Annotated in this window: 18 protein-coding genes, 1 tRNA gene and 1 pseudogene; 3 read left to right on the top strand and 17 right to left on the bottom strand. The window is 58.0% G+C overall.

Annotated elements, in window-relative coordinates; genetic code table 11:
• Positions 1–200: 200 nt before the first annotated feature.
• Positions 201–332: a hypothetical protein gene (locus ACW5XD_RS19340; protein WP_456496276.1), complete on the top strand. Its 132-nt coding sequence runs from the start codon at positions 201–203 to the stop codon at positions 330–332.
• Between the two features lie 12 nt (positions 333–344).
• Positions 345–659: pseudogene (locus ACW5XD_RS19335) on the top strand (tetratricopeptide repeat protein); the annotation flags it as partial.
• Positions 660–710: 51 nt separating this feature from the next.
• Here ACW5XD_RS19335 and ACW5XD_RS19330 read toward each other — a convergent pair.
• The 5 genes from ACW5XD_RS19330 to rpsU all read right to left on the bottom strand — a co-directional run bounded on the left by ACW5XD_RS19330 (position 711) and on the right by rpsU (position 5,614).
• Positions 711–787: transfer RNA gene (locus tag ACW5XD_RS19330), tRNA-Ile, on the bottom strand.
• 197 nt (positions 788–984) lie between these two features.
• Positions 985–2,880, bottom strand: a complete 1,896-nt coding sequence (rpoD, locus tag ACW5XD_RS19325; RefSeq protein WP_456496300.1) for an RNA polymerase sigma factor RpoD — start codon at positions 2,878–2,880, stop codon at positions 985–987.
• A 183-nt stretch (positions 2,881–3,063) separates the two neighbouring features.
• Positions 3,064–4,851: a DNA primase gene (gene dnaG, locus ACW5XD_RS19320; RefSeq protein ID WP_456496275.1), complete on the bottom strand. Its 1,788-nt coding sequence runs from the start codon at positions 4,849–4,851 to the stop codon at positions 3,064–3,066.
• A gap of 88 nt (positions 4,852–4,939) precedes the next feature.
• Positions 4,940–5,383: a GatB/YqeY domain-containing protein gene (locus tag ACW5XD_RS19315; protein WP_021139213.1), complete on the bottom strand. Its 444-nt coding sequence runs from the start codon at positions 5,381–5,383 to the stop codon at positions 4,940–4,942.
• 15 nt (positions 5,384–5,398) lie between these two features.
• Positions 5,399–5,614 carry a 30S ribosomal protein S21 gene (gene rpsU / locus ACW5XD_RS19310; RefSeq protein WP_005309452.1) on the bottom strand — a complete coding sequence of 72 codons (216 nt, stop codon included), beginning with the start codon at positions 5,612–5,614 and terminating at the stop codon, positions 5,399–5,401.
• Between the two features lie 179 nt (positions 5,615–5,793).
• Here rpsU and tsaD point away from each other — a divergent pair, with 179 nt between their 5' ends.
• Positions 5,794–6,807 (top strand): tRNA (adenosine(37)-N6)-threonylcarbamoyltransferase complex transferase subunit TsaD, encoded by a 1,014-nt coding sequence (tsaD, locus tag ACW5XD_RS19305; RefSeq protein ID WP_456496274.1) that lies wholly within the window; start codon positions 5,794–5,796, stop codon positions 6,805–6,807.
• Positions 6,808–6,888: 81 nt separating this feature from the next.
• On the opposite strand, the gene rpoS is transcribed toward tsaD, so the two are convergent.
• From rpoS to mazG, 12 genes are all read right to left on the bottom strand, one after another.
• Positions 6,889–7,872 (bottom strand): RNA polymerase sigma factor RpoS, encoded by a 984-nt coding sequence (gene rpoS / locus ACW5XD_RS19300; RefSeq protein WP_042872653.1) that lies wholly within the window; start codon positions 7,870–7,872, stop codon positions 6,889–6,891.
• Between the two features lie 47 nt (positions 7,873–7,919).
• The gene (locus ACW5XD_RS19295) at positions 7,920–8,963 is read right to left on the bottom strand and encodes a peptidoglycan DD-metalloendopeptidase family protein (protein WP_456496273.1); all 1,044 of its coding nucleotides are present in this window, start codon (positions 8,961–8,963) and stop codon (positions 7,920–7,922) included.
• 9 nt (positions 8,964–8,972) lie between these two features.
• A complete protein-coding gene (locus ACW5XD_RS19290) occupies positions 8,973–9,554 on the bottom strand; it encodes a YqaA family protein (RefSeq protein WP_456496272.1) in 582 nt (193 codons plus the stop codon).
• Complete coding sequence (locus ACW5XD_RS19285) at positions 9,551–10,168, bottom strand: protein-L-isoaspartate(D-aspartate) O-methyltransferase (protein ID WP_456496271.1); 618 nt, start codon at positions 10,166–10,168, stop codon at positions 9,551–9,553. Before ACW5XD_RS19285 ends, ACW5XD_RS19290 begins: the two co-directional genes overlap by 4 nt.
• 4 nt (positions 10,169–10,172) lie before the next feature.
• Entirely contained in the window at positions 10,173–10,934 is a 762-nt protein-coding gene (surE, locus tag ACW5XD_RS19280; RefSeq protein WP_042872659.1) for a 5'/3'-nucleotidase SurE, read from the bottom strand.
• Positions 10,915–11,973 (bottom strand): tRNA pseudouridine(13) synthase TruD, encoded by a 1,059-nt coding sequence (gene truD, locus ACW5XD_RS19275; RefSeq protein WP_098980694.1) that lies wholly within the window; start codon positions 11,971–11,973, stop codon positions 10,915–10,917. Before truD ends, surE begins: the two co-directional genes overlap by 20 nt.
• Positions 11,973–12,449 (bottom strand): 2-C-methyl-D-erythritol 2,4-cyclodiphosphate synthase, encoded by a 477-nt coding sequence (ispF, locus tag ACW5XD_RS19270; protein WP_042872662.1) that lies wholly within the window; start codon positions 12,447–12,449, stop codon positions 11,973–11,975. Before ispF ends, truD begins: the two co-directional genes overlap by 1 nt.
• A 168-nt stretch (positions 12,450–12,617) precedes the next feature.
• A complete protein-coding gene (gene ispD, locus ACW5XD_RS19265; RefSeq protein WP_456496270.1) occupies positions 12,618–13,304 on the bottom strand; it encodes a 2-C-methyl-D-erythritol 4-phosphate cytidylyltransferase in 687 nt (228 codons plus the stop codon).
• Entirely contained in the window at positions 13,297–13,620 is a 324-nt protein-coding gene (gene ftsB, locus ACW5XD_RS19260) for a cell division protein FtsB (protein ID WP_456496269.1), read from the bottom strand. The genes ispD and ftsB overlap by 8 nt, the downstream gene beginning before the upstream one ends.
• A gap of 179 nt (positions 13,621–13,799) precedes the next feature.
• Positions 13,800–15,101, bottom strand: a complete 1,302-nt coding sequence (gene eno / locus ACW5XD_RS19255) for a phosphopyruvate hydratase (protein WP_043142126.1) — start codon at positions 15,099–15,101, stop codon at positions 13,800–13,802.
• A gap of 89 nt (positions 15,102–15,190) precedes the next feature.
• Positions 15,191–16,828: a glutamine hydrolyzing CTP synthase gene (gene pyrG / locus ACW5XD_RS19250; protein WP_042872670.1), complete on the bottom strand. Its 1,638-nt coding sequence runs from the start codon at positions 16,826–16,828 to the stop codon at positions 15,191–15,193.
• A gap of 141 nt (positions 16,829–16,969) precedes the next feature.
• On the bottom strand, positions 16,970–17,767 hold the full coding sequence (gene mazG / locus ACW5XD_RS19245) for a nucleoside triphosphate pyrophosphohydrolase (protein ID WP_456496268.1): 798 nt from the start codon (positions 17,765–17,767) through the stop codon (positions 16,970–16,972).
• Positions 17,768–17,855: the final 88 nt, after the last annotated feature.

Genomic DNA, 17,855 nt, shown 5'->3' with positions numbered 1-17,855 from the left:
GGGAGCTCTCTCAGGCTTCCCCCGAGGGCTCAGCTGTCCTCGGGGGAAATGAGCCCCTGACCTTCATGACCTCCTTCCCACACGGCAGGAGGTCTTTTCATACTGGCTGGCTCCTTCTCCCACATTATCAGATACTTGCCACGCTCCCTGTTCGCTGACGTGCAGACATAGTACCTTCACATCCCAATGCAGGAGCGCATATGAAACGATTGGAAAGCCTCAAGGCCGAGGGCAGGATAGAAGAGGCTCGCCAGCACGGCCTGCTGCAGCTCATCAAGCCTCCACGAGATACCGGACTGCATGACGAAGTAGCCTGCCTGCACGATAACTAGGGGCAAGAGGCGCAGGCTATTCCCCTCTATCTGCTGGCCAGCGCACAGGGACTGACGGGTGAGGCGCTGCGTGGCGCTCGGCTCGGCCTTGGCAGCTCTTATCGCGCCACTGGGGTGCTGGTCGCCTTCGAGCAGGGGCTGGCCCACTTCTCCGATGCCAATGAGTTCAAGGTATTTCGCGCCATGGTTTGCTACAACCTGAGGCGCCACAAGGAGGGAATGGAAAGCCTGCTGGTGGTACTGCCAGAGACGGCGACAAGTCCGACGCTGACCCCTTATCTGCACGCCATCGCCCTCTATGCCGCCGATCTGGATCGACGCTGGTAAAGAGCCAGAAACAAAAAGGCCGCTCATGATGAGCGGCCTTTTTACGGAATTTGGTGGCCCCTGCCCGACTTGAACGGGCGACCAATCGATTATGAGTCGACTGCTCTAACCAACTGAGCTAAGGGGCCAGATTGTTGGTTTTGCGGCGTGGATTATAGGGGATGTAGAGAAGGCAGTCTATAGGCAGATCAACCACTTGGCGACATTTTGTCCACTTCCCTGCCCAGATCTCTGCCGATCTGCTCACGTCCCATAAAGTCCGGATAAAACAAAGCCCCGCATGGCGGGGCTTTTGAGACGACGGCTCTGGGCACAGACCTCAGGACTATTCGTCCAAGAAGCTGCGCAGCACTTCCGAACGGCTCGGGTGACGCAATTTGCGCAGTGCCTTGGCTTCGATCTGACGAATACGCTCACGGGTGACGTCGAACTGCTTGCCCACTTCCTCGAGGGTGTGGTCAGTGTTCATGTCGATCCCGAAACGCATCCGCAGCACCTTGGCTTCGCGGGCAGTCAGACCGGCCAGCACTTCGCGAGTCGCGTTGCGCAGGCTTTCGCTGGTCGCCGCATCCGCCGGCAGAGCCAGGGTGGTATCTTCGATGAAGTCGCCCAAGTGGGAGTCTTCATCATCGCCGATGGGCGTCTCCATGGAGATAGGCTCCTTGGCGATCTTCAATACCTTGCGGATCTTGTCTTCCGGCATGCCCATGCGCATGGCCAGCTCTTCCGGATTCGGTTCGCGACCCATCTCTTGCAGCATCTGACGGGAGATTCGGTTGAGCTTGTTGATGGTCTCGATCATGTGTACCGGGATACGGATGGTACGGGCCTGATCCGCGATGGAGCGGGTAATGGCCTGACGGATCCACCAGGTCGCATAAGTCGAGAACTTGTAGCCACGACGGTATTCAAACTTGTCTACCGCCTTCATCAGACCGATGTTGCCTTCCTGGATCAGATCCAGGAATTGCAGACCACGGTTGGTGTACTTCTTGGCGATAGAGATAACCAGACGCAAGTTGGCCTCAACCATCTCTTTCTTCGCACGGCGGGCCTTGGCCTCGCCTATGCTCATGCGGCGGTTGATATCCTTGATCTGGGCGATGGAGAGACCCGTCTCTTCTTCGATCTGCTGCAACTTGCCGATGGAACGCAGCACTTCTTCGTCCATCTCGACCAGACGCGAAGACCAGGCTTTGCCAGCCTGTTTCTGGTATTCAAACCAGGCAGTTTCACACTCATTGTTGGTGAAGGCCGCGACGAAGGTTTTCTTCGGCATTTTGGCCTGCTCAACGCAGAGTTTCATGATGATGCGTTCCTGTACGCGGACCCGCTCCATCATCTCGCGCATGTTGTTGACCAAGCGATCGAACTGCTTGGGCATCAGGCGGAATTGACGGAACACATCGGCCAGCTGGGCAATCGCAGCCTGGGTATCTTCGTGCGCGCGGCCATTCTTCTGAATGGAGAGGCGCGTTACCTCATACTGGGCACGCAGCTCACCAAACTTTTCGCGAGCGACTTCCGGATCCGGACCACCGTCACCGTCGTCGTCCGAGCTTTCGCCGTCTTCGTCTTCATCTTCGTCTTCATCTTCGTCTTCATCGGCCAGATCGTCTTCGCCGAGCTCGGAGCCGATATGGGTCGCGGTCGGCGCGACGTCATCAGCCTCGTTAGGATCAATGAAACCAGAGATGATGTCGGACAGACGCAGCTGTTCGGCTTCATATTTATCATACTGCTCAAGCAGATAGGTAATCGCTTCCGGGTACTCGGCAACAGAGCTTTGTACCTGGTTGATACCGTCTTCGATCCGCTTGGCGATGTCGATTTCGCCTTCGCGGGTCAGCAGTTCGACGGTACCCATTTCACGCATGTACATGCGGACAGGATCGGTCGTACGACCAATCTCAGATTCAACAGATGCCAGTGCCTGGGCAGCTGCTTCGGCAGCGTCCTCATCGGCGGTACCACCTTCAGCCATGATAAGGTCATCGGCATCCGGGGCGTTTTCAACCACCTGAATGCCCATATCGTTGATCATCTGGATGATGTCTTCGATCTGATCAGAGTCGACAATGTCTTGCGGGAGGTGATCGTTCACCTCGGCATAGGTCAGGTAGCCCTGTTCTTTACCTTTGGCAACGAGGAGTTTAAGCTGAGACTGCGGGGTTTGCTCCATAGAACTCATCCGGTTGGTGTTGCTAGGTTGCGCGTACAGTGCGCTGCTGCGCAAATAGCCAATTCTAATAGAAAACCGCCAGACATGCTATGTCTGGTTGCGGCGTCGGTCATGAGAAACCCCTGCCCGCAGTATTGTCGGGGCCAGGCGGTTATAAAATTTTTGCTTTTAATCCCGTCGATTCGGGCAACGGTATTCATATTGGGACTAATCACTCAAATATCAAGCCCCACTCTCATTTCTTTTCTCAATCTGTACCTCTCTGATCAGCATCATCAGCTCCTGCGTTTCCTCAGAGCTTAGCCCTTCCTGAGCCACCTTGGCCTGCAATTCTTCAATTCGTTGCTTCAGAAACTGGTTGATGAAACCGACGAAGGTATCCTGCAGCTCTCCCAGAATATCCGGCTCCTGGTCGAGCTTGATCTCTTCAAACAAGTCGTGCATCGCAAGCTGGGCGAGGATCTCGCCCTCTTTGGTGCCGCGCCAGTGTTCCAGCAAGATGCCCGTGGTGATCCCGGGCTGCGCCAGGATCTGCTGATGCAGCTGCAGCAGGAACTTGATGCCTTGTACCCGCAGCCCGGCCAGCTCAGGCATGGCTGGCAGCTCGGCCGTCACCGCTGGATATTGCACCATCAGGGCCAGGGCACGACGCAGCGGCGTCAGCTTGGCAGCCTTGGGTTTGGTTAGCTCGGCCTTGGGTTGGCTATTGCGGGCGAACAGTTCGGCGATACGCTGCTTGTTCTCACCCCAGCGCATCATGCTGGAGAGGCGAGTGATCAGCCCCTCACGGGTAAACCCCTCCGGAACCCGGCGGATCAGTTCGGCAGCCTTGTTGGCCACCTCGAACTTGCCCGCCTCACCAGACAGTGACGCATCCCGCCCCAGACGCTCAAACATGAAGTCGGCGAAAGGTTGCGCCTGATCCAGCAGGGCCTCGAAACCCTCCCTGCCGATCTGGCGCACCAGCGAATCGGGATCCTCACCATCGGGCAGGAACACAAACTTCAGCTCACGGCCATCCTGTAGATGGGATAGGGCATTATCCAACGCCCGCCAGGCCGCCTCACGGCCGGCCTTGTCGCCGTCATAGCAGCAAACCACTTCGGCGGTGGTACGAAACAGGGTATGGATATGGTCAGTGGTGGTGGCAGTACCCAGTGCAGCCACCGCATAATCGATGTCGTACTGGCCGAGCGCTACCACGTCCATGTAGCCCTCTACCACCAGGATCCGGCGAGGATCCTTGTGTGCCTGCTTAACCTCGTAGAGGCCGAACAGCTCCCGTCCCTTGTGGAATATGGGGGTCTCCGGCGAGTTGAGGTACTTGGGCGTACCGTCTCCCAGTACCCGACCGCCAAAACCGATGACCCGGCCTCGCTTGTCCCGGATCGGGAACATGATGCGATCGCGAAAGCGATCATAGCTGCCGGGACCGCTGTCACGAGTGATCAGCATGCCACCCGAGATGAGTAACTGCTCGTGATCGCGGCTGGCACCAAAACGGCGTCTCACCTGATCCCAGTCTGCGGGGGCATAACCGATATTGAAACGCTTGACCACTTCGCCGGTCAGGCCGCGCCCCTTCAAGTATTCCACCGCCTGGGGTGCACTCTTGAGATTGCTCTCGTAGAAGCGGGCGATCTGGTTCATCAGCTCATAGAGATCCTTGCTGACGGACGGTTGGCTACTGCTCGATCCACCAACGCTCTGCTCACGAGGCACCTGCATGCCCTGCATGCTGGCGAGCTCTTCAATGGCATCAGGAAATTCGAGACCGTCATACTCCATGACAAAGCCGATGGCATTGCCGTGGGCGCCACAGCCGAAACAGTGATAGAACTGTTTCTCCTGGCTGACGGTAAAAGAGGGACTTTTTTCGTTATGAAAAGGGCAGCAAGCCTGATAGTTCTTACCGGCTTTTTTCAGCCGCACTCGCGAGTCGATCAGCTCGACTATGTCTGTGCGTACGAGCAGATCATCGATAAAGGATTGTGGGATCCTGCCTGCCATAACCGTCCTGTTTCACTGCGTAGAAAATAAAAAAGCCGCGCATTCCCAGGGAAGCACGGCTTCTTCGACCAAACAAGAGAGTTGCCTGTTACGCCAAGCGGGTTTTCACCTGAGCACTGACGGCGCCGACATCTGCACGCCCCTGAATTTTCGGCTTCAAGACAGCCATGACCTTGCCCATATCAGCCATGACGGCAGCACCACTTTCAGTGATGGCTTGCTCAATCAGTGCGGCAATTTCGTCTGCGGTCAGTTGTTGTGGCAGGAACTCCTGCAGCACAACGATCTCTGCGGACTCTTTGTCGGCGAGATCCTGGCGACCGGCAGCTTCAAATTGGCTGATGGAATCACGGCGCTGTTTGACCATTTTGGTCACGACAGCGAGGATATCCTCATCATTGAGCTCGATACGGGAATCAACTTCACGCTGCTTGATTTCTGCCATCAACAAACGGATCGCCCCCAAGCGAGCCTTATCTCTGGCAAGCATGGCGAGTTTTTGTTGATCCTTGAGTTGATCCTTCAGAGACACGGCATTATCTCCCGATTAGTACAGGCGGATACGACGTGCGTTTTCGCGAGACAGCTTCTTGGCGTGACGCTTTACAGCAGACGCTTTGGCGCGCTTACGAATGGTAGTCGGCTTCTCGTAGAACTCACGGCTACGAACTTCAGACAGGATACCGGCCTTTTCGCAAGAACGCTTGAAGCGACGCAGAGCAACGTCAAACGGCTCATTTTCACGGACTTTGATTACTGGCATGTGCCTTTCACCTCAGTGATATATTGTTAGCTGACCATCAGTCGATCAGCATGTCTTAAAATGGTGCGAAATTATACTCTGGACAGGGAATGAAAGTAAACCCGCAGAGATCGCTCTGGTTTAAAAAACCCGCGAAGGTTACCATAGCCGTCTCATTTTAGCAGTGAAATTTTTTAGCAATGCGTGTATTGGGCATAGAGACATCCTGTGATGAAACCGGGATCGCGATCTTCGACGATCAAAAAGGGATCCTTTCCCATCAGTTATACAGCCAAGTCAAGCTGCATGCGGACTACGGTGGCGTCGTCCCCGAGCTCGCCAGCCGGGATCATGTACGCAAGACGATCCCCTTGATCCAGGCCGCATTGCAAGAGGCGGGACTGGGTAAAGATGACATAGATGGCATCGCCTATACTGCGGGTCCAGGGCTGGTTGGCGCCATTCTGGTAGGGGCCACCATAGGCCGCTCACTGGCGATGGCGTGGAACAAACCGGCCATCGCCGTGCATCATATGGAAGGCCACCTGCTGGCTCCCATGCTGGAAGAGAGAGCGCCCGAATTCCCCTTCGTGGCGCTGCTGGTCTCCGGCGGTCACTCCATGCTGGTGCGGGTTGACGGTATCGGCAGCTATCAACTGTTGGGCGAATCCATCGACGATGCCGCTGGCGAAGCGTTCGACAAGACCGCCAAGTTGATGGGGCTGGACTATCCGGGGGGGCCTCTGCTCTCCCGGCTGGCCGAGAAAGGCGCCAGCGGTCGCTTCCACTTTCCCCGTCCCATGACGGACAGGCCCGGACTCGACATGAGTTTCTCCGGCCTCAAAACCTTTGCTGCCAACACCATTGCCGCCAACGGCGATGATGAGCAGACCCGCGCCGATATCGCCCGCGCCTTCGAAGATGCAGTGGTCGATACCCTGGCCATCAAGTGCCGCCGTGCCTTGAAGGAGACCGGCCTCAATCGCCTGGTGGTGGCCGGCGGCGTCAGCGCCAACCGTCACCTGCGCGCCCAGCTGGCCGAGCTGATGGAGAGCCTCAAAGGCGAGGTATTCTATCCGCGCACCGAATATTGCACCGATAACGGCGCCATGATTGCCTATGCAGGCATGCAGCGCCTGAAGGCGGGTATATTCGAGCCGCTGGCGGTCAAAGCTGTGCCGCGCTGGCCGCTGGACACTCTGGATCCGGTGTGATCCTGCGGATCCGGTTGCAATGAAAAAGGGGCTTATGGCCCCTTTTTTGTTGCTGTCAGCCGCGCCAATGCGCGCTACGCGCTAATTGGTACGAAACAGCGCCTCAATGGAGAGTCCCTGCCCCAGCAGGATCTCCCGCAGGCGCCGCAGTCCTTCCACCTGGATCTGGCGTACCCTCTCCCGGGTCAGGCCGATCTCGGACCCCACGTCTTCCAGCGTGGCCGGTTCATAACCGAGCAGGCCAAAACGACGAGCCAGCACCTCACGCTGCTTGGGATTAAGCTCCTCCAGCCAGTGCACTATGCTGGCACGCATGTCGTCATCCTGCGACTCCAGCTCGGGCCCCATGCCACGTTCGTCAGAGAGTACATCCAGCAGCGCTTTGTCGCGATCGCCGCCGATGGGGGTGTCCACAGAGGTTATTTTCTCGTTGAGCTTGAGCATGCGATTCACGTCGTCTACCGAGCGATCCAGCGCAAAGGCAATATCCTCTGCGGTCGGTTCATGATCAAGACGATGGGAAAGTTCACGAGCGGTACGCAGATAGACGTTCAGCTCCTTGACCACATGGATGGGCAGACGGATGGTACGAGTCTGGTTCATGATGGCCCGCTCTATGGTCTGGCGGATCCACCAGGTAGCATAGGTCGAGAAACGGAAACCGCGCTCCGGGTCGAATTTCTCTACCGCGCGGATGAGGCCGAGGTTGCCTTCTTCGATGAGATCCAGCAGCACCAGGCCGCGGTTGTTGTAGCGACGGGCTATCTTGACTACCAGTCGCAAGTTGGACTCAATCATGCGCTTGCGAGCGGCTTTATCACCTCGCAAGGCACGACGAGCATAATAGACTTCTTCTTCGGCGGTGAGCAGGGGAGAGAAACCAATCTCCCCCAGATAGAGCTGGGTGGCATCCATCACCTTGTTCAGTTCCGGTGCCATCAGTTCATCGGAAATAGTCTCTTCGACCTCGGCCGCTACTTCCCGAACCTCTTCCTCCTCATGGGTCTCCAGCTCCTCGTCGAACTCTAACTCTGCATCCTGCATAACCAGTTGTTCTTGGCTCATGGTGTGTCTCCCTGACCTGAACCAGAGTAAGACTTAACTCTCTGGGGTTAACGCTTTGGCAAATGGCTCATCGGGTTTATCGATTTGCCTCGATACCGGATTTCAAAGTGCAATCGCACATCCGGGGCGTCCGTGCTACCCATGTTGGCAATGACTGCTCCGCCCTTGACGCTATCCCCTTCCCTGACCCGCAACTCATCGTTGTGAGCGTAGGCAGAGAGGTAGTCATCATCATGCTTGAGGATGATCAGCTTGCCATAGCCTCTTAGTGCGCTACCCGCATAGACGACCTTGCCGCCACTCGCTGCGTAGACGGGTTGCCCCTTCTGACCAGCGATATCTATGCCTTTGTTTCCCTGTTCTGCAACGGAGAAACCCTCGACAATCCGGCCTTGTGTCGGCCAGTGCCAAGAAAGTCTCGACTGAGGCTTATTGTCTGTTTTTTGTTCTTTGATCTGAGCGTATTCTTTTGAAGATGGCTGAGCAATCGTTTTCTGTTTGATAAATGGCGTGGTCGTACCTGATGGCGCTGTCGCCAGCGGTTTGGGGCCTGTACTTTGTGGCGTGACCGGACTCGTTATGGCGACCATCTGGCTGCCTCCGGTGCTGGCAGACTGCACATTCAATACTTGGCCAACATGGAGTGCATAGGGCGCCTGCAGGCTGTTGCTCTGTGCCAACGTCTGATTCGACATGCCAAACTGACGGCCTATGCTGCTCAGAGTATCCCCTGGGCGCACCTGATAGGTCCCAGCACTACGTACAACCGTCTGACTGCCGGCGGACGCATCGAACCGGAGCTGTTGCCCTGGATAGATGTTATAGGGAGGACTGATGCCGTTGAGGCTGGCAAGAGACGGCACATCATTGCCCGAATTGAAGGCGATGGAGTAGAGGGTATCCCCTTTTTTCACCGTGTAGCTGTTGCCCTGAATGGCCGGCTGAGCCGCCCCCTGACGAGTCGGTATGGTAGAAACAGGGCGATCATTGCCCAATCCCTGTACCGGAGCAGCAGTCTTGCTGGAAGAGCAAGCGAGCAGCAGCCATGACAACACGACGATACTGCTTCCTTGCCAAACACGCGAACGCATAGTGGATCCTTAACGACTAAACCAGAAATAGGCCACAACGGCCAAACCAATACAGAGCCAGCCCAGCACATCCACATATTGCATCAGCTTGCGCTCCATCTTCTCACCGCCCCAGCGCATCAGGCCTGCCACCAGGAAAAAACGCATGCCACGCCCGATCAACGAGGTCACGATGAAGGGCAACAGCGCCATGTGCAACAGGCCTGCCGTAACGGTAAACACCTTGTAGGGGATCGGCGTGAAGCTGGCAATAAAAATCACCCAGATGCCCCACTGCTCGAACCACTGCCGGGCCAGGGTAATCTTGTCTTCGTATCCGACCGAGGTAACCAGTGGCTGCACCACAGGATCCCACAGCGCATAGCCAAGCGCATAGCCAAACAGCGCCCCCAATACAGAGAAAAACGTCGCCAACGCAGCGTAATGCCATGCCTTGTGTGGCTTGGCCAGTGCCATGGGCGCCAGCATCACGTCCACCGGGATCGGCCAGAACACCGACTCGATGAAGGCGGTGATCGCCAGATAATAAGGGGCGTACTTGTGGCGAGCCCACTGCATCACCAGCACGTATAGACGAGAAAAAAATGTCACTCAACATCTCCGTTGATCAGGGGAACAAAGCGCACCGGCTCCAGGATCTTGCTGGTCAGCTGGGAGCCCGACCGCTCGATCAGCTGCAGCGTCTGCTGGCTATCCCCCACCGGCAACACCAGACGGCCGCCATCGGCCAGTTGATCGGTGAGGGCCGTCGGTACCTCGCTGGCTGCGGCCGTGACCAGAATGGCATCGAATGGTCCCTTGTTGGACCAACCCAGCCAGCCATTGCCGTGCTTGGCTGAGACATTGTGCAGATCGAGCTGTCGCAGCCGGCGTCGGGCCTGGAACTGCAGCGACTTGATCCGCTCCACCGTATAGACATGCTCTACCAGATGGGCCAGCACCGCCGTCTGATAACCGGAGCCTGTGCCGATCTCCAGCACGTGGGCCGGATCATTCTGGATCAGCAATTCAGTCATCCGCGCCACCATATAAGGCTGGGAGATGGTCTGACCGTGGCCGATGGGCAACGCCGTGTTGTCCCAGGCCTTGTGGGCCATGGCTTCATCCACAAACAGCTGGCGCGGCACTTTCGCAATCGCCGCGAGCACGCGGAAATCACGAATATCCTGTGCGATCAGCTGGTTTAACAGGCGCTGTACTATCACACCGTCATCCCTGCAGGTCTAACCAAGCCCCCAGACCCGCCAGACTGCTGTAGGCAGTCATATCGATGGTCAGGGGGGTGATCGAGACGTAGCCCTGCTCGATGGCGGCGAAATCCGTGCCTTCTCCCGCATCCTGCTGGCTGCCGGGGGGGCCGATCCAGTAGATGGGCTGACCACGGGGATCCTCGCTGCAGATCACAGATTCCGCCCGATGACGGTTGCCAAGGCGAGTCACCCTGATCCCCTTGATCTGATCGAGGGGCAGGTCCGGCACGTTGACGTTGAGGATCTGATCGGCAGGCAGCGGGTGCACCATCATGCCCTTCACCAACAGGGCCGCATAGTGGGCCGCGCTGGCGAAATGGGTCTTGCCTACCAGCGAGATGGCCAGCGAGGGAAAGCCGAGGTGACGCCCTTCGGTAGCCGCCGCGACCGTGCCCGAGTAGATGACATCATCCCCCAGGTTGGCACCGTGGTTGATGCCAGCCACCACCATGTCGGGTTCAGGGCGCACCAGTTCGTTGACCGCCAGGTGCACGCAGTCGGTCGGCGTCCCCTTCACCGCATAGCTCTCGATCCCATTAAAACCGGTTTCGCTGAGGCGGGTAACCCGCAACGGCACCTCCAGCGTCAGGGAGTGACTCGCGCCGCTGCGGTTGCGATCCGGCGCCACCACTATGACTTCGCCACAGGCCGTCAGCGCAGCGCTGAGGGCACGGATCCCCTCGGCATGCACGCCATCGTCATTACTGACCAGAATTCGCATCGGACTGATTCCTGAAACCATGATCGGCCTCTTCGGCCTGCATTAATTCGCGTACCACGCTGGTGGCAAAGGCACCGGCCGGCAGGAAGAACGACAGGGTCAAGGCCTCGCCGTCCAGCTGCCAGCTCATCTGTTCCGGCTTGAGCAGGAGCGGGCGGCGGTCCTGATCCAGCCCGGCCTTCTCCAGACCTGCGCACCATTCGGGGTAAGCGGCCAGCACTCCCTGCTCGAACTCGGCCGCCGCCCCCTGGCTGGCCAGCCGGCCACGGCCCCACTGGGGAGCGGTCAGCTGCACGTCACCGGAGGCGAGACGCGCCTCCAGCTCGGGGGTCAGCAGCTCTTCGCTGAAGATGGAGTGGCTGCCCTTGAGCATCACGCAATCACCGGCCAGCAGCTGGTGAGCCAGCCCCTGCTCGATACGGGCACTGACGATGGCATTGAACAGCATGCTGCGGGCGGCGGAGAGGTAGAGGGAGCGCTTGTTGCGATCATTGATCCGCTTGCCGGCAAACATCGCCTTGGCCGCTTCCAGATTGTTGCCACCCCGGCCAAAACGCTGCTCGCCGTAGTAGTTCGGCACCCCCTGACTGGCGATGGCCTGCAGGCGGGATGCCAGTCCCTCGGTCTGTTCCAGCCCGGTCAGACGCAGGGTGAAGTGGTTGCCCTTGAGGTAGCCGACCCGCAGCTTCTTGTTGTGGCGCTTCACCTGCAGGATCTGGATGCTGTCGCTCTCAATTACCGAAAGGTTCGGCTCTGCCTTGCCCGGCAGGTGAATGCCGAACCACTGCTCGGTCACGGCGTGGCGATCTTTCAGCCCAGCCCAAGTCACCGCATTGCGGTTGACCCCGGCCGCATCGGCCAGCAGGCCCGCCACCCAGGCGGTGTTCTCGCCGGTTTTGCGCACCCGCACGAAAATGTGTTCGCCCTCGCCGCAGGGCTCGAAGCCGAGATCCTCAACCACCACGAAATCACTGGCCTCGGCCTTGAGGATGCCGCGGGCGGCGGGCGCTCCGTGCAGATAACTGAGTTGTTCCAACATTATTGTTTCACCAGTAAGACGACGGCTTCGGTGGCGATCCCTTCCTTGCGCCCCGTAAACCCGAGTTGTTCTGTGGTAGTCGCCTTGACATTCACCCGGTTCAAATCACACATCAGGTCGGCGGCCAGCACGGCGCACATGGCGTCGATATGGGGCGCCATCTTGGGGGCCTGGGCTATGATGGTCACGTCCAGATTGCCGATGGCATAACCCGCCTTTTTTACTCGGGCAAACACGTCCCGCAGCAGGATCCGGCTGTCGATCCCCTTGAATTGCGCGGCGGTATCGGGAAAGTGGCGGCCTATGTCACCGGCACCTATGGCGCCAAGCAGGGCATCGCTCACCGCGTGCAGTACCACATCGCCGTCGGAATGTGCCAGCAGGCCCTGTTCATACGGCACGGCGACGCCACCCAGCATGCAGGGGCCAACCCCACCAAATTTGTGTACATCAAAACCATGTCCAATTCGTATCACGCCTGACATCCTCCAAACACGCAGGAAACTTCTCCGCCTAAACCTTGTTCACCTCAAGATCGGCCTGACATCCTCCAAACAGGCAGGAGACTCATCCACCCAAACCCTGTGCACCTCAACCGCATGTCCCATCCGGATCATGCTCGCTCCTTGTCTGGGTGTATCGACTTATGCCTGCTGGCTTAAAAACAGCCCCGCCAGAGAGAGATCCTCCGGCCGGGTCACCTTGATGTTGTCGGCACGCCCTTCCACCATCCGCACGGTGAAACCGGCACGCTCCATGGCGGAGGCCTCGTCGGTAATGGTGGCCCCCAGCGCCAACCCCTCCTCCAGCGCCCGCAGCAGGGTGCGGGCGAGGAACATCTGCGGCGTCAGGGCATGCCAGAGCTGCTCGCGATCGACGGTGCCGAGTATGTTGCCCATGGCGTCTGAACGCTTCATGGTGTCGCGCACCCGGCTGCCGAGAATGGCGCCACCACACTGGATGGCGGTGGCGATGAGCCGGTCGAGATCGCCGTGGGTCAGACAGGGACGGGCGGCATCGTGCACCAGCACCCACTCCCCCTCTGCCACATGCAGCGCATTGAGAACGGAAAAGGCGCGCTCGGCGCCCCCCTCTACCCGCAGGACACGCGGGTCGGTCGCAACGGGCAGGGCATCAAACCAGCGATCGTGGGGCGCCAGCGCCACTATCACCCGGGCGATGGCCGGGTGAGACAGCAGGGCGCCGAGGGTATGTTCGAGAATGGTCTGTCCCGCCAGTTGCAGATACTGTTTCGGACAATCGGCGCCCATCCGGCTGCCAATCCCGGCGGCGGGGACTATGGCGGTCAACCCGGTCTGGCGATCAGTCATCGTAAGCTGCGTCTCCCGAGCTGGAGCCCTTGTCCTTATCCTTATCCTTGGGGATGATCCGGTAGAAGGTCTCGCCCTGCTTGATGTAGCCGAGATCGTTGCGCGACAGCTCCTCTATGGCCTCGAGGCCCGAGGTCAGATCGTCAATCTCGCGATAAATCAGGTTGTTGCGATCCTTGAGTACCAGATTGTCCTGCTGCTGCCGGGAGATGGCGTCGGACAATTCGTGATAATCGGACAGGCCATTCTTCCCCAGCCAGAGGTCATATTGAAGCCCTCCCAACAGGAAGAGCAGGATAAGAGTGAGTAGCCGCATGCACTGAGTCTCCTTCAAGCGGCCTAGTTTCCCATATTCGCAGGCAAGACAAAAGGAAGCCTGTGTCCCGGATGGGCTGGGCCGGAATAAAAAATGCAGAAACCGCACCTAGCGATGACGGAAACGAAAAAGCCCCGCCAGATTGGCGGGGCTTTGAGCAGATTAAGGGCGGGCTGGAATTAAGCCTGGTTTTTAACTTCTTTCAGACCGCGGAAAGGAGCTTTGGCACCCAGAGCTTCTTCGATACGGATCAGCTGGTTGTACTTGGCAACACGGTCAGAACGGCTCATGGAACCGGTCTTGATCTGGCCAGCAGCGGTACCCACGGCCAGGTCGGCGATGGTCGCGTCTTCGGTCTCACCGGAGCGGTGGGAGATGACGGCAGTGTAGCCAGCGTCTTTAGCCATCTTGATGGCAGCCAGAGTTTCGGTCAGGGAACCGATCTGGTTGAACTTGATCAGGATGGAGTTGGCAACGCCGTTGTCGATGCCGCGCTTCAGGATCTTGGTGTTGGTTACGAACAGGTCGTCACCCACGATCTGGATTTTCTTGCCCAGTTCAGCTGTCTGGTAAGCAAAACCGTCCCAGTCAGATTCGTCTAGGCCATCTTCGATGGAGACGATCGGGAACTTGGTGGTCAGGTCAGCCAGGTAGTCAGAGAAACCGTTGGAGGTGAAGATACGACCTTCGCCTTTCAGGTTGTACTCTTTCTTCTCTGCGTCGTAGAACTCGGAAGCAGCACAGTCCATGGCCAAGGTGATGTCTTTACCCAGAACATAGCCAGCAGCAGCAACGGCTTCTGCGATCACTTCCAGCGCTTCGGCGTTGGATTTCAGGTTGGGAGCGAAACCACCTTCGTCACCAACAGCAGTGTTGTAGCCCTTGGACTTCAGCACTTTGGCCAGGTTGTGGAACACTTCGGCGCCCATGCGAACGGCTTCTTTCAGGGTCTTGGCGCCAACCGGCTGGATCATGAACTCCTGGATGTCGACGTTGTTGTCGGCGTGCTCACCACCGTTGATGATGTTCATCATCGGCAGCGGCATGGAGTAAACACCCGCGGTGCCGTTCAGCTCGGCGATGTGAGCGTACAGCGGCATGCCTTTGGCAGCAGCGGCGGCTTTGGCGTTGGCCAGGGAAACAGCCAAGATGGCGTTGGCGCCAAACTTGGATTTGTTCTCGGTGCCGTCGAGGTCGATCATGATCTGGTCGATAGCGGCCTGGTCCTTGGCATCTTTACCCAGCAGAGCTTGAGCGATCGGGCCGTTTACGGCTTCGAGGGCTTTCAGAACGCCTTTACCCAGGAAACGGCTCTTGTCGCCGTCACGCAGTTCCAGCGCTTCGCGGGAACCGGTAGACGCGCCAGACGGAGCGGCTGCCATACCAACAAAACCACCTTCCAGGTGAACTTCGGCCTCAACGGTCGGGTTACCACGGGAGTCGATGATTTCACGACCGATCACTTTAACGATCTTGGACATGTGTATTTCCTCAGGTTTCGTAAAAAAACAACAAAAATATGCCAAAAAAAGCGGCTGTGGCACAGAGCCTCAACCGCATTTATTTTCAATTACTTCAGATTACGCTTCTGATACTCGCCTGCCGCCTTCACAAAACCGGCGAACAGGGCGTGGCCATCACGGGGAGTCGAGGTGAACTCCGGGTGGAACTGCGCCGCCACGAACCAAGGGTGATCCGGGATCTCGATAATTTCCACCAATTTTTTGTCGGCGGAGAGACCGGTCACTTTCAGACCTGCCGCTTCAATCTGCGGCAGCAGCTTGTTGTTCACTTCGTAACGGTGACGGTGGCGCTCGTAAATGGTCGGGCTGCCGTACATCTGACGCACCTTGGAACCTTCGACCAGGTGGCAGAGCTGGGAGCCCAGACGCATGGTGCCGCCCAGATCAGACTTCTCGGTACGGGTCTCGACGTTGCCTTCGTCATCCACCCACTCGGTGATGAGACCGACGACCGGATAGGCGCAATCTTTCTTGAATTCGGAGGAGTGAGCCCCTGTCATGCCCGCCACGTTGCGTGCAAATTCGATCATGGCAACCTGCATGCCGAGGCAGATACCCAGATAAGGGATCTTGTTCTCACGGGCATACTGGGCCGCCTGGATCTTGCCTTCCACGCCGCGCTCACCGAAGCCACCCGGCACCAGGATCGCGTCCAGGCCTTCCAGCAGCTCGGAGCCACGGGTCTCAATGTCCTGGGAGTCGATGTACTTGATGGTGACGGAGAGACGAGTCTTCAGACCACCGTGCTTGAGTGCTTCGTTGACGGACTTGTAGGCATCCGGCAGGGAGACGTACTTGCCGACCATGCCGATGGTCACTTCCGCAGTCGGGTTGGCCTCTTCAAAGACAACCTGTTCCCACTCGGACAGGTCGGCTTCTTTGCACTCCAGACCGAAACGCTCGGTGAAGTAGGAGTCCAGATTCTGGGATTTCAGCAGTGCCGGGATCTTGTAGATGGAGTCGACGTCTTTCATGGAGATGACGGCGCGCTCAGGCACGTTGCAGAACAGGGCAATCTTGGCACGCTCATTGGCCGGAATGGCACGGTCGGAGCGGCAGATCAGCACATCCGGCTGGATCCCGATGGAGAGCAGCTCTTTCACCGAGTGCTGGGTCGGCTTGGTCTTCACCTCGCCGGCGGCGGCTAGGTAAGGCACCAGGGTCAGGTGCATGAACATGGCGCTGTTGCGGCCTACTTCGGCAGCCAGCTGACGAATGGCCTCGAGGAACGGCAGGGACTCGATATCGCCCACGGTACCGCCCACTTCGACGATGGCAACCTGATGGCCTTCGGCACCGGCAATCACCCGCTCCTTGATGGCGTTGGTGATGTGCGGGATGACCTGAATGGTGGCGCCCAGATAGTCGCCACGGCGCTCTTTACGCAGCACGTCGGCGTAAATGCGGCCAGTGGTAAAGTTGTTGCGGCGAGTCATCTTGGTGCGGATGAAACGCTCGTAGTGGCCCAGATCCAGATCGGTTTCGGCCCCGTCCTCGGTTACGAATACTTCACCGTGCTGAGTCGGGCTCATGGTGCCCGGATCCACGTTGATATAGGGGTCCAGTTTCATGATGGTCACATCCAGACCACGGGCTTCCAGAATGGCTGCCAGAGAAGCTGCGGCAATGCCTTTGCCGAGGGATGAAACAACGCCACCAGTTACAAAAATATATTTTGTCGTCATGCTGAACCTGAAAGAAGTTTAGGGAATTTTAAGGGGTGCTTCGGGGATGAAGCAGGACGGGGAAACAGTATACCAAAACCCCCTCTCCCAAACAATGAACAAAAATCTATCAGGCTCACAGCCCCTTCATCTTGCGCCAAATCAACTTTGTTCGGTTTCCTTGGCCTTGTCCCAGGCTGCGTCTAGCTTTTCCAGCGAGCAATCGGTCATTTTCAGCCCTTCCGCGGCGATAAACTGCTCAACCTGACGAAAGCGACGTTCGAACTTGCTATTGGCGCCTCGCAGCACCTGCTCCGGATCCTTGCCAAGATGACGTACCAGATTGACGGTGGCAAACAAGAGGTCGCCGAGCTCATCGCTCACCCGTGCCTCGTCGACGTCGGCCATCAGCGCCTCTTCCATCACCTCGTCGATCTCTTCGTGGATCTTGTCCACCACAGGACCCAGCGTCTTCCAGTCGAAGCCCACCGTGGCACAGCGCTTCTGGATCTTGGCCGAGCGGGTCAGGGCCGGCAGCGCGAGCGGTATGTCATCCAGCACGCTTTCCTTGTCGAGCGCGGCCCGCTCCTTGGCCTTTTCTGCTTCCCAGTTCTGCTTCACCGCCTGTTCGTCGCCAAGGTCAGCCTCGGCGAACACATGAGGATGCCGGCGAATGAGCTTCTCGCTCACAGTGTCGACGATATCGGCGAAATCGAACAGTCCCTGCTCCTTGCCCAGCTGGGCGTAGAAGACCACTTGGAACAGCAAATCGCCGAGTTCCCCCTTCAATCCCTGCCAATCGCGAGTTTCGATGGCATCGGCAACCTCATAAGCCTCTTCCAGAGTGTGCGGCACTATGGTCTGGAAGCTCTGCTTGAGATCCCAGGGGCAACCCTCTTGCGGGTCGCGCAGGCGAGACATGATATCGAGCAATTGAGAGAGGTCGTAACGTTGAGACATGAGCTACTCACTTTCGATTCGTTAAATGGGGATGAAGCGACATCAAGCCGCGCAGCCGATCAATCTCATGTCGAGCAGTTGGGGCAGA

Source organism: Aeromonas enterica (assembly GCF_054052465.1).
Note: the sequence above shows the minus strand (reverse complement) of the source record. Positions and strands in the feature narration are given on the sequence as shown.